Genomic DNA, 12,767 nt, shown 5'->3' on the forward strand with positions numbered 1-12,767 from the left:
GCCCCATCCGAACAAAGCGCCAGCGCCGGACCGGGGGACGGCGCCGCGACGGATGAGCGGCGCGCTTTATCCCGGCCATGTTCTTCCCCGCGACGCGCAATGCGCACCGCCCGCAAGAGCGCCGGCCCACGGGGCCGGTCCGGCGCTGGCGCGGCGGGCCTGCGGCCCTTGAGTCCGCGCCATGGGCGAACGGCTGGGGTGAGGCTTGCGGATTGGACCTCAGCGGGTGTTGGTCGGGCATCGACGCAAGCACCCTGCCCCGGCTGGCGCCGAGGGCCGAACAGGGCTTGGTGCTTGGGACTGTGCGTTCGACCTGACGCAGGCAAGCGCGGTTTCCCTGCAATCGGCAATGCTGGTCTGACCGAAGAGCGACCCATGGGAGAGGCCACTCTCGCAGTCTCTCTGGCAGGTGCCGCAAGCCAGCCAAGTTCCCGCCACCCCGCGCCCAATCCCATCCACCCCCTAGCCACTCCCGCCGCGCGCTGCCACACTCACCCCAAAGGGCCCCAGACCCAGAGGGAGGAGACACCATGCCATCGACCACACGCCTCGCCCACCGCTCCATGGCCTTCGTGCTGGCCGGCGGGCGCGGATCGCGGCTGCGCGAGCTGACCGACCGGCGCGTGAAGCCCGCCGTCTATTTCGGCGGCAAGACGCGGATCATCGACTTCGCGCTGTCCAACGCGCTCAACTCCGGCATCCGCAAGATGGCGGTGGCGACGCAATACAAGGCCCACAGCCTGATCCGCCACTGCCAGCGCGGCTGGAACTTCTTCCGCGCCGAGCGCAACGAGTTCCTCGACATCCTGCCCGCGAGCCAGCGCTACGACGAGAGCATGTGGTATCGCGGCACCGCCGACGCGGTGGCCCAGAACATCGACATCGTCGACAGCTACGGCGTCGACTACGTGCTGATCCTCGCCGGGGACCACATCTACAAGATGGACTACGAGCGGATGATCGAGCACCACGTCGAGAGCGGCGCGGATGTGACCATCGGCTGCCTGACGGTGCCGCGCGCCGAAGCCTCGGCCTTCGGGGTCATGGCGATCGACGAGAACGACGTGATCACCTCATTCCTGGAGAAGCCGAAGGACCCGCCGGGCACGCCCGACGACCCCGAGGTGACGCTGGCCTCGATGGGCATCTACGTCTTCAAGTGGGACTTCCTGCGCGACCTCCTGCTGCGCGACATGGAGGACAGCAACTCGAGCCACGACTTCGGCAACGACCTGATCCCCGAGATCGTCCAGAAGGGCAAGGCGCAGGCCCATCGCTTCACCGAGAGCTGCGTGCGCGCCTCCTCCGAGGCCCCGGCCTACTGGCGCGACGTGGGCACGGTGGACGCCTTCTGGAAGGCCAACCTGGACCTCACCAACTTCTCGCCGGACCTCGACCTCTGGGACAAGGACTGGCCGATCTGGACCTACTCCGAAAGCGTGCCCCCGGCGAAGTTCATCCACGACGAGGAGAAGCGGCGCGGGCTGGCGGTCTCTTCGCTGATCTCGGGCGGCTGCATCATCTCGGGCACCGAGGTGCGCGAATCGCTGCTTTTCACCAATGTGCACACCAATTCCTACTCGACGCTCGACCGCGCGGTGGTGCTGCCGCGGGCCTATATCTCGCGCCACGCCCGGCTGAAGAACGTGGTGATCGACCGGGGCGTGCATATCCCCGAGGGGCTCGTCGTCGGCGAGGACCCCGAAGAGGACGCCAAGTGGTTCCGCGTCAGCGAAGGCGGCGTGACGCTGATCACCCAGAAGATGCTGAACGCGCGGGCCGCCGCGGAATGACGCGCGTCCTCTCGGTCGCCTCGGAATGCGTGCCGCTGATCAAGACCGGGGGGCTGGCGGATGTCGCCGGCGCCCTGCCCGGCGCGCTGGCGCCGCTGGGCGTCGAGATGCGCACGCTGCTGCCCGCCTATCCCAAGGTGCGGGCGGCGCTCGGCGAAGGCCCCCGGCACGAGCTGGGCGAGGTCTTCGGCGGGCCCGCGGCGCTGATCGAGGGGCGGCTCGGCGAAGCGGTGCTTTATGCGCTGGACGCGCCGCATCTCTTCGACCGGCCGGGTGGGCCTTATCTCGACGAGGGTGGCCACGACTTTCCCGACAACCCCCGCCGCTTCGCCGCGCTGAGCCAGGTCGCCGCGCGGCTCGCCGCCGAGGGCATCGGCGACTGGCACCCCGAGGTGCTGCATGTGCACGACTGGCAGGCCGGGCTCGCGCCGCTTTACCTCTCGCAGATGGCGCCCAAGCGCCGCGTCGGCACGCTGCTGACAATCCACAACATCGCCTTCCAGGGCATGGCGCCGCCCTCGGAGATCGGCCCCCTGGGCCTGCCCGAGGCCGAGTTCGGCCCCGAGGGCTACGAGTTCTGGGGCCAGGTCAGCGCGCTGAAGGCGGGGCTGGTCTGGTCGGACCGGATCACCACCGTCAGCCCGACCTACGCCGAGGAGCTTCTGACACCGGAGTTCGGCATGGGGCTCGACGGGCTTCTGACCGCCCGGCGCGACGCGCTCTCGGGCATCCTGAACGGCATCGACACCGCCGCCTGGGCGCCGCCCTACCGCACCCCGCGCGGCAAGCCCCGGCACCGCGCGCGGCTCCGCCGCGAGATGGGCCTGCCCGAGGCCGAGGGCCCGCTCTGCGTGGTGATCTCGCGCCTGAGCCACCAGAAGGGGCTGGACGTGCTGCTCGATGCGCTGCCCGCGCTGATCGACCACGGCGGGCAGCTCGCGCTTCTGGGCTCGGGCGACCCGGCGCTGGAATCGGCCTTCCGCCAGGCCGCCGAACACCCCAATGTCGCGACCCGCATCGGCTATGACGAGGCGCTCTCCAAGCGCATGGTCGCGGGCGGCGACGCGATCCTGGTGCCCTCGCGCTTCGAGCCCTGCGGGCTCACCCAGCTTTACGGGCTGAGCCACGGCACCCTGCCGCTGGTCGCGCGCACCGGCGGGCTCAACGACACGGTGATCGACGCCAACCCCATGGCCCTGCAGGCCGGCGCGGCGACGGGGCTGCAGTTCCATCCCGTGACCGCCTCGGGGCTCGCGGGCGCCTTCGCGCGGCTCCATGCGCTCTGGCGCGCGCCGGGGCACTGGCAAAGGATGATGAAGAATGCCATGGCACTAGATGTCGGCTGGGACGTTTCCGCCCAAGCCTATGCCACACTCTACCGGGATCTCATATCCGCGCCATGACCGCTTCCACAGCGCCCCTGCCGGGGCATGCCGCGCCGCTCGGCGCCTGTTTCGACGGCGACGGCACGAATTTCGCCGTCTTCTCGCAACACGCCACGGCGATCCACGTCTGCCTCTTCTCCGAGGACGGCGCCACCGAAACCCAGCGCATCCGCCTGCCCGAGCGGGACGGCGATGTCTGGCACGGCTACCTGCCGGGCATCCGGCCGGGCCAGCTTTACGGGCTGCGCGCCGAGGGGCCTTATGCCCCCGAGGAGGGCCACCGCTTCAACCCGCACAAGCTGCTGATCGACCCCTATGCCAAGCGGCTGACCGGGCATCCCATCTGGGATGACGCGGTCTACGGCTTCACCCGCGGGCACAAGCAGGAGGACCTCTCTTTCGACACCCGCGACAGCGCGGCCTTCATGCCCAAGTGCATCGTCACCGATCCGAGCTTCGCCTGGGGCGAGGTCGAGGCCCCGCGCCGCCCGATGGAAGAGACCATCGTCTACGAGGCGCATCTGAAGGGGCTGACCCAGACCCACCCGGACGCCGACCCCAAGGGCGGCTTCCTGGCGCTGGCCTCGGACGCGATGATCCGGCATCTGACCGAGCTCGGCGTCACCGCGGTCGAGCTGCTGCCGGTCCATGCCTTCATCAACGACCGCTTCCTGACCGACAAGGGGCTGACGAACTACTGGGGCTACCAGAGCATCGGCTTCTTCGCCCCCGACCCGCGCTACCTCTCCGAGGACGGCATCGCCGAGGCCCAGCACGCCGTCGCGCGGCTGCATGCGGCGGGCATCGAGGTCTATCTCGACGTGGTCTACAACCACACCGGCGAGGCCGATCACCTGGGCCCGACGCTGGCCTTCCGCGGGCTCGACAACGCCGCCTACTACCGGCTCGCCGAGGACCCGCGCTACTACGTCAACGACACCGGCACCGGCAACACGCTGAACATCGAGCACCCGATGGTCATGCGCATGGTCATGGACAGCCTGCGCTACTGGGTCGAGACCTTCCGCATCGACGGTTTCCGCTTCGATCTCTGCGCCACGCTGGGCCGCACCGCCGAGGGCTTCGACCCCGGTGCCGCCTTCTTCGACGCGCTGCGCCAGGACCCGGTCCTGACCCGCACCAAGCTGATCGCCGAGCCCTGGGACATCGGCCCCGGCGGCTACCAGCTGGGTGCTTTCCCCCCGCCCTTCGCGGAATGGAACGACCGCTACCGCGACGGGGTGCGGCGGTTCTGGCGGGGCGACGCGGGCTCCGCCCCGGATCTCGCCGCGCGGATCACCGGCTCGGCGGCGGAGTTCGACCACTCGGGCCGCCCCGCGACCTCGAGCGTCAACCTGCTGACCGCCCATGACGGCTTCACCCTGGCCGATGTGACCGCCTATCTCGAGCGCCACAACGAGGCCAACGGCGAGGACAACCGCGACGGCCATGGCGAGAATTACTCCGACAACTTCGGCACCGAGGGCCCGAGCGACGACCCCGAGGTGAAGGCCGCCCGCGCGCTCCGGCGGCGCAACATGCTGGCCACGCTCTTTCTCAGCCAGGGCACGCCGATGCTGCTGGCGGGTGATGAGTTCGCCAACAGCCAGGGCGGCAACAACAACGCCTATGCCCAGGACAACGAGACCGGCTGGCTCGACTGGGCCAGCGCCGACGGCGCGCTCCTGGCCTTCACCAAGCGGCTCATCGCCTTCCGCAAGGCGCATCCGATCCTGCGCCAGAAGCGCTTCCTGCACTCGCGCGAGCGCATCGTCGACGGGCTGCCGGATCTCTTCTGGTGGCGCGAAGACGGGGCCGAGATGACCCCCGCCGACTGGGAGGAACCGGGGCGGCTCTTCTGCGCCGCCGAGATGCGCATGGCCTCGGGCACGCCCGCCTACGCGCAGCGCGAGGAGGCCGTCTACCTGGCCTTCAACGCGGGCGAGGGCTGCGAGGTGACGCTGCCCGACCCGCCCGAGGGACGGGTCTGGATCTGCCACCTCGACAGCCGCCGCCCCGAGGCCGAGCCCGCCCGGCAGGAGGGCCCCTGCCAGCTCGACGGCCCCGCGGTCCTGGCCTTCGTGCTGGAGCCCGAAGAGGCGGGCTGAGGCCCGCTCAGGCGGAGAGCTTAGGGGCGGGGCCCAGGTCCCGCCCCTGCCCTTTTCCCCCCGGACCCCTTGCCATTCCCGGCGCCTGCGACATGCTTGGGGAAACGCCGCGCGGCGCCCCCGGCGCAAATGCGCGCCCCGAGACAGTGAAGGAGACACCATGGAGATCCTGACCGTCGACACGACCCCGATCGAAGGCCAGAAACCCGGAACTTCGGGCCTGCGCAAGAAGACCCCCGTCTTCATGCAGCGCCACTACCTGGAGAACTTCATCCAGTCGGTCTGGGACGCCATCGGCGGCGTCGAGGGCAAGACCCTGGTCCTGGGCGGCGACGGCCGCTACTTCAACGACCGCGCCGCGCAGGTGGTCCTGCGCATGGCCGCGGCCAGCGGTGCCGAACGGGTGATCGTCGGCCAGGACGCGCTTCTCTCCACGCCCGCCGCCTCGAACCTGATCCGCACCCGCGGCGCCGACGGCGGCATCATCCTCTCGGCCAGCCACAATCCCGGCGGCCCCGAGGAGGACTTCGGCGTCAAGTTCAACACCGCCAACGGCGGGCCGGCGCCCGAAAGCGTGACCGCCAAGATCTTCGAGGCGACCCGCAGCTGCGTGCGCTACTTCATCGCCGAGACCCAGGACATCGACCTCTCCACCCCCGGCACCACCAAGCTGGCCGAGACCGAGATCGAGGTGGTCGACCCGGTCGCCGACTACCGCGCCATGATGGAGAAGATCTTCGACTTCGACGCCATCCGCGCGCTCTTCGAGGGCGGCTTTCGGATGCGCTTCGACGCCATGCATGCGGTCACCGGCCCCTATGCCAAGGCGCTCTTCGAAGAGGCCCTGGGCGCGGCGCCCGGCAGCGTCATCAACGCCGAGCCCAAGCCCGATTTCGGCGGCGGCCATCCCGACCCTAACCCGATCTGGGCCAAGGCGCTGATGGACGAGATGCACGGTCCCGAGGCGCCGGACTTCGGCGCCGCCTCGGACGGCGACGGCGACCGCAACATGATCGTCGGGCGGAACTGCTACGTCACGCCGTCCGACAGCGTCGCGGTGATCGCCGCCAATGCCACGCTGATCCCGGCCTATGCGGGCGGGCTGAAGGGCGTGGCGCGCTCCATGCCGACCTCGCGGGCGCTCGACCGGGTGGCGCTGCGGCTCAACGTCGACTGCTACGAGACCCCGACCGGCTGGAAGTTCTTCGGCAACCTTCTGGACGCCGGCCGCGCCACGATCTGCGGCGAGGAAAGCGCCGGCACCGGCTCCGACCACGTCCGCGAGAAGGACGGCCTCTGGGCGGTGCTCGCCTGGCTCAACATTCTGGCGGTCAAGGAGATGTCGGTCGCCGACCTCATGGCCGCGCATTGGCGCGCCTACGGCCGGAACTACTACAGCCGCCACGACTACGAGGGCGTCGACGCCAAGGCCGCCGAGGGCCTCATGTCCGACCTGCGCGGCAAGCTCGACGCGCTGCGCGGCACCGAGGTCGCGGGCCTCAGGATCGAGAAGGCGGACGAGTTCTCCTATCACGACCCGGTCGACAAGAGCCGCGCCGAGGGCCAGGGCATCCGCATCGCGCTGGCCGACCAGGGCCGCATCGTCTACCGGCTCTCGGGCACCGGCACCGCGGGCGCGACGCTGCGGGTCTACCTCGAACACGCCGAGACCGACCCCGCGCGGCTCGACATGGCCCCCGAGGAGGCGCTGGCCCCGGTGATCGAGGCCGCCGACGCGCTGGCCGGCATCGCCGAGCGCACCGGCCGCACCGCCCCCGACGTGACCACCTGAGAGACGACGAAGGAGCCCGCATGGCCCTGCAAGACGAGATCCGCCGCGACGACGCCCTGTCCCAGGAGATGGCCGAGGCCGCCGAGGCCGCGCTGATGACCTCCGAGACGCGCTTCGACGCCGAACAGATCATCGCCCGGATGCTCGGCGGCCAGGTGGCCGCCGGCGGGCTGGCGCGCTTCGGCTTCTGGGTGCCCGAGCTGCAGGACGCCCGGGTGCCCTCGGGGGACATCTTCCTCGAGGTGCTGCGCCCGGAAGTGCCACTGGATCTGACCCGCGCCCACCAGGACGTGCGCTTCGAGCGCGCCTATATCCCGGTGATCCGCACCGAGGCGCATTGCTTCGTGGCCCTCACCGGCATGCGCGCGGGCAGCCGCGAGGAGATCGGCGATTTCTACGCGCTCTGCTGGCGCGACGCCGAGGACACCTGGCACCGGATCCTCGACCCGCTGGCCATGTCCCTGCCCTTCGGCGCCATGGCCCCGGCCGAGCTTTATGACACCGAGGCGATGCTCGCCGCCCGCGGCGACGGCGCCTATTGGACGGGTCTTGCGGGGGCCGAGCCGCACAAGTTCGGCCCGGTCTCGAACATCCTGCAGATCCATGTGCCCACCGCGACCGGCGGCGGCACGCTGGCCTCGCTCACCCGGCAGTTCGAGCGGCTCGCCGCGCGGGTCGAGGCGGGGCTGCCGCTCGAACCCTCCGACAAGCTCTTCGCGGGCTACGAGGCGGTGCAGCTCCTGCCGGTCGAACCCACCACGGTCTACGAGACCGGCCCGGAGTTCTGGCGGGAAAGCGACGGCGACGACAGCGCGGTGACGGTCTCGCTTTTGCGCCCCGACACCACCAACTGGGGCTACGACAACGTCATCGCGGGCATGGCGACGGTGAATCCCGTCCTGCTCGAGACCGGCCGGCCCGACGAACTCGTCGACCTCGCCGCGGCGCTGCACAATTTCCCCGGCCAGCCCAAGCGGCTGATCTTCGACGTGGTCTACGGCCATTCCGACAACCAGGGCCTGCGGGTGCTGAACGGGCATTTCTTCGCCGGGCCCAACATGTATGGCCAGAACCTCGACTACCAGAACCCCGCGGTGCGGGCGATCCTGCTGGAGATGCAGCGCCGCAAGGTGAACTTCGGCGCCGACGGGGTGCGGGTCGACGGCGCGCAGGACTTCAAGTTCTGGGATGCCTCGGCGCAGGTGCTGCGCCATGACGACGACTACCTGCAAAGCATGGCCGACATCGTCCAGGAGGTTGGCGGCACCAGCTACCGCCCCTGGTTCATCTTCGAGGACGGCCGCCCCTGGCCCGAGGAGGACTGGGAGCTCTCCTCGACCTACCGCTCGGTGATCGAGAGCCAGCGCGACGACGATGTCTTCCAGTGGGGCCCGCTGACCTTCGCCCACAACACGCCCTTCCTCTACACCTTCTGGCTGGGCAAATACTGGCGCATCCGCGAATGCCTCGAGGTCGGCGCGAACTGGATCTCGGGCACCTCGAACCACGACACGCTGCGCCGGGGCACCCAGGTGAACCCCAAGCTCAACGTCAACACCCGGCTCGGCCAGACCCGGATGGAGATCCTCGACAAGGCCTATGACAACCCCGCCGCCCATACGCTGACCTATGTGGCGCTGCCGGGCGTGCCGATGGACTTCCTGAACGCCATGGCGCGGGCCTCCTGGGGCTTCGTGCGCAACCAGGACGACCGCTACGGCGTGAAGGTCGTGGCCGAAGAGGCGATCTCGCTGCGCTGGCAGGTGGACGAATATTCCTATTCGATCCCGGGCAATTTCACCCGCCTGAAGGAGCTGGGCTTCGAGACCCGCGCCGATCTCGCGCGGTTCCTGACCTTCCTGCCGGCGCTGGTCGAGGTGACCGACTACGACCTCGAGGACATCGCGCGGCTCCTCAACACCACCGAGCCGCGGCTTGCCGGCCCGCATTACACCGTCGACAGCCTGAAGGCGGTGGCGCGGGCCTGGATGGATGACATGCAGGAATACTGCAACATCACCCATTCGCTGGGCGCGCTCGACCCGGTGCAATGCGACTTCGCCCATGCGCTGCGCGAGTTCCGCGCCGCCCGCCCCTGGCTGCGCGAGAACTACTCGGGCAAGGACCACTTCTCCTATCTGCAGCCGATCGAGGGCCGCACGGTCTTCACCGCGCTGCGCCACGGCCCGGACGGCGAACAGGTCTACACGGTGATCCACATGGAGGGCAAAGAGACCCCTGACCTCGACCCGCTGCGCCTGCCGGTGCCGGGCATCGAGGGCTTCGGCTGGGAGCTGGCGCTGCAATCGCCCGGCATCGGCGATGATTACATCTCCGGCCCGATCATCCTGAAGGATTCCATGGCCCTGGTCTTCACCCGGCAAGGCTGACGCCCCGGAGACCTAACCACGCTACCCCCGCGCGCCCAAAAAGGCGCGCGGTCCCCACCTCGCATCGCCGGGCGCTCCGCCAAACAACCCCGCGCACCCCAATCCCCAGCATGACCGGGCCGGAAATACTCCGGAGAGCGCGAGAGGCAGAGCCTCTCGCCCCGGGCGCCCCGTCAGGGGCGCAACGGGTCACACCACAGAAACAACAAAGCGCAGACACCCCGCCTCAAAGACGGACGCGATGCGCCTCCTGCCCCTTGAAGCCCGTCGGCACGTTGAAGGTCATGCCCGCGAGCTGGTCGTCCTCGGGGGCGTCCTTGGCCGCCGAGGTAACATAGAGCGTCGCGAGCCCCGGGCCGCCGAAGGCCGGGCAGCTGACCTGCCCCGCGGCCAGCCCGATGGCGGTCATGAAGCGCCCGTCGGGGGCGTAGCAGGCCACCCGCCCCGCGCCCCATTGCGCGTTCCAGAGGTTGCCCTGGGCGTCGACCACCGCGCCGTCGGGGTTCAGCCCCTCGGGGCCGAGATCGACGAAGAGCTCGGGCTCCGCGGCGGGCCAGCCCTCTGCGTCGAGCGTCACCCGCAGGATCTTCCGGCTCGGGGTGTCGGTGAAATAGGCATAGGCCCCGCCCGGCGCGAAGGCGATGGCATTGGGGATGCGCAGCCCTTCATACAGCACCGTCAGCGCGCCCTGGTAGTAGCGGTAGATCCGCCCCTCGGCGCCGGTCTCGTCCTTGCGCATGGTGCCGATCCAGAAGCCGCCCCAGGGATCGGCGCGGCCGTCGTTGGAGCGCATCTCCGGGCGGTCGGCCTCGAGCGAGATCACCTCCTCCTCGGCCTCGGTCTCGGTGTCGAAGGTGAAGAGCCGGCTTTCCGAGGCGATCAGCAGCCACCCTTCCGCCACCCAGCCCGCCGCCGAGACATGCTCGTCGAACGTCCAGTGGCGCTGGCGCTGCCCGTCGTGGCGGAACAGCTTCTTGCCGAGAATGTCGAACCAGTAGAGCGCGCCTTCCTCGGGGTGCCAGAGCGGCCCCTCGCCCAGTCGGCAGATCGTGTCGCTCAGGATCATAGTCGGCCTCTCCTCGTTGTCCGCTCCGCCACCTTGGGTGAAACCGCGGGGCGATGCCACCCCCATGACGGGCAGCGCGGGCAACTTGCCGCTTCCCAAGCGCCTGCCATCCGCGCTAGGAGAGCGGCCCATGAGAGCGCTGCGCGACAGGCTGAACCTGAGCTATACCCAGAAGCTGTTCCTTCTGGCCGCGCTGCCGCTCATCCTCGCCGTCTCGGCCATCGCGCTCCTGGTCGCGCATCAGTCCCGGGCGCTGGCCGACCGCGAGATCCGCAGCCTCGAGACGCAGCTGATCGAGGCCAAGAAGGCCGAGCTGAAGAACTACGTCACCCAGGCGCGGAACGGCTTCTACTTCATCTACGGCTCGGCGGCCCCCGACGACCAGGCGGCGCGCGACCAGGTGGCGCAGATCCTCGCGGCGATGATCTACGGCGACGAAGGCTTCTTCTTCGTCTACGATTACGACGGCACCAACCTGGTCTCGCCGCGCCAGACCGAGATGATCAACCAGGACTGGTCGGGGCTGACCGACAGCGAGGGCACGCCGATCACCGACGAGCTGATCCGCATCGCGCGCTCGGGCGCGGGCTACCACGAATACCTCTGGCCCAAGCCCTCGACCGGGGAAGAGGCGCGGATGATCACCTATGTGACCTCCTTTCCCTCCTGGCAGTGGGCGGTGGGCACCGGGGTCTTCATCGACGACGTGGTGCAGACCGTGGCCGCCGCCCGCGCCGAGGTCGAGCGCCGGGTGGAGCGGACCTTCCTTTATATCGGCGGCATCACCCTGGCGGCGCTGCTCCTGGTCTTCGTCTCGGGCCTCGCGCTGAACCTGCGCGAGCGGCGGCTGGCGGACACCCGGCTGCGCCAGCTCACCCAGCGGGTGCTCGACGCCCAGGAGGACGAGCGCGGCCGCGTCGCCCGCGAACTGCACGACGGCATCAGCCAGATCCTCGTGGGGGTGAAATACGCCCTCGACATCGCCCGCCGGCGGGTCGAGACCGGCGACGCCCGCGCCAGCGAGACGCTGGAGCGCGGCGTGGAACACCTGGCCGGCGCCATCCAGGAGGTGCGCCGGATCAGCCGCGACCTGCGGCCCGGGGTGCTCGATGACCTGGGCCTCGGCCCCGCGATCAAGGCGCTCTGCGAGGATTTCCGCAGCCGCACCGGGCTTGACGTGATGTTCGACACGGTGGTCTTCCGCAACCGGCTCGACCAGGACGCCAAGATCGCGCTTTACCGCATCGCCCAGGAGGCGCTGACCAATGTCGAGCGCCATTCCGGCGCCACTCGGGTCGAGATCGACCTGCGCGGCCATACCCGCGGCGCGACGCTGCGGATCTCCGACAACGGTAGGGGGCTGGCGGCGGCGGGCAATGCCGAGACCGGCGAGGCCCCGGGCGCCCGCGGCATCGGCCTGCGCAACATGCAGGAGCGCATGGATCACCTCGGCGGCACGCTGCGCGTCATGTCGGCCAAGACCGGCACGGTGATCGAGGCGCAGGTGCCGCTGACCCATCTGCTGCCGCCCGAGGACAGCAACGATCAGACCGCGCAGGAAAGGAAGCAGGCATGAGCGCTCCGACCCGCGTCGTGGTGGTCGACGACCATCCGATGGTCGCCGAGGGGATCACCGCGATCCTCGAGACCTATGACGACATCTCCGTGCTGGCCACGCTTTCGGACGCGCGGGCGATGATCGCCCGGCTCGAGGAGCTGGCCCCCGACGTGATCCTGATGGATCTCAACATGCCCGGCCTCTCGGGGCTCTCGGCCACCGAGATGGTGCTGGAAAAGCGCCCGGAGACGCGGATCCTGATCCTGTCGATGCACGACAGCCCGGAATACATCCGCACCGCGCTCGGGCACGGGGCCATGGGCTACGTGCTGAAGGATGTCTCCACCGAGGAGATCAAGACCGCCATCGACCGAGTGCAGGCGGGCGAGCGCTATCTCTGCGTCGGTGCCGAGGGCGCCATCGCGCCCGTCGGCAGCCAGGGCCGCGAGCAGCTGACGAACCGCGAGCAGACGATCCTGCTGCAGCTCGCCCAGGGCAAGTCGAACAAGGAAGTGGCGCTGGCGCTCGACATCTCGGTGCGCACGGTCGAGACCCACCGCAAGAACATCAAGCGCAAGCTGGGGATTTCCTCGACCGCCGGGCTCACGCGCTACGCGCTCGAGCACGGGGTCCTGCAGGGCACCGGGGTGAACGTCTGAGGCTCAGGCCGCGCGG

Annotated in this window: 8 protein-coding genes; 7 read left to right on the top strand and 1 reads right to left on the bottom strand. The window is 69.6% G+C overall.

The window, feature by feature from the left end:
• Positions 1-530 precede the first annotated feature (530 nt).
• From glgC to gghA, 5 genes are all read left to right on the top strand, one after another.
• Positions 531-1,793 carry a glucose-1-phosphate adenylyltransferase gene (gene glgC, locus ACX938_RS04125; RefSeq protein ID WP_255702807.1) on the top strand — a complete coding sequence of 421 codons (1,263 nt, stop codon included), beginning with the start codon at positions 531-533 and terminating at the stop codon, positions 1,791-1,793.
• Positions 1,790-3,196, top strand: coding sequence for a glycogen synthase GlgA (glgA, locus tag ACX938_RS04130; protein ID WP_459430091.1), 1,407 nt, complete (start codon positions 1,790-1,792; stop codon positions 3,194-3,196). The genes glgC and glgA overlap by 4 nt, the downstream gene beginning before the upstream one ends.
• On the top strand, positions 3,193-5,286 hold the full coding sequence (gene glgX, locus ACX938_RS04135) for a glycogen debranching protein GlgX (protein WP_459430092.1): 2,094 nt from the start codon (positions 3,193-3,195) through the stop codon (positions 5,284-5,286). The genes glgA and glgX overlap by 4 nt, the downstream gene beginning before the upstream one ends.
• 160 nt (positions 5,287-5,446) lie before the next feature.
• Positions 5,447-7,078 (top strand): alpha-D-glucose phosphate-specific phosphoglucomutase, encoded by a 1,632-nt coding sequence (locus ACX938_RS04140; protein ID WP_232752836.1) that lies wholly within the window; start codon positions 5,447-5,449, stop codon positions 7,076-7,078.
• A gap of 20 nt (positions 7,079-7,098) precedes the next feature.
• Complete coding sequence (gene gghA, locus ACX938_RS04145; protein ID WP_459430093.1) at positions 7,099-9,468, top strand: glucosylglycerol hydrolase; 2,370 nt, start codon at positions 7,099-7,101, stop codon at positions 9,466-9,468.
• Positions 9,469-9,694: 226 nt separating this feature from the next.
• Here the strand turns inward: gghA and ACX938_RS04150 are convergent, their stop codons facing one another.
• Complete coding sequence (locus ACX938_RS04150) at positions 9,695-10,534, bottom strand: SMP-30/gluconolactonase/LRE family protein (RefSeq protein ID WP_459430094.1); 840 nt, start codon at positions 10,532-10,534, stop codon at positions 9,695-9,697.
• 130 nt (positions 10,535-10,664) lie between these two features.
• On the opposite strand from ACX938_RS04150, the gene ACX938_RS04155 reads away from it, so the two are divergent.
• The gene (locus ACX938_RS04155; protein ID WP_232752833.1) at positions 10,665-12,110 is read left to right on the top strand and encodes a cache domain-containing protein; all 1,446 of its coding nucleotides are present in this window, start codon (positions 10,665-10,667) and stop codon (positions 12,108-12,110) included.
• Complete coding sequence (locus tag ACX938_RS04160; protein ID WP_459430095.1) at positions 12,107-12,751, top strand: response regulator transcription factor; 645 nt, start codon at positions 12,107-12,109, stop codon at positions 12,749-12,751. The genes ACX938_RS04155 and ACX938_RS04160 overlap by 4 nt, the downstream gene beginning before the upstream one ends.
• The last annotated feature ends 16 nt before the right edge of the window (positions 12,752-12,767 follow it).

The sequence above is a fragment of the Roseivivax sp. genome, from assembly GCF_054552075.1.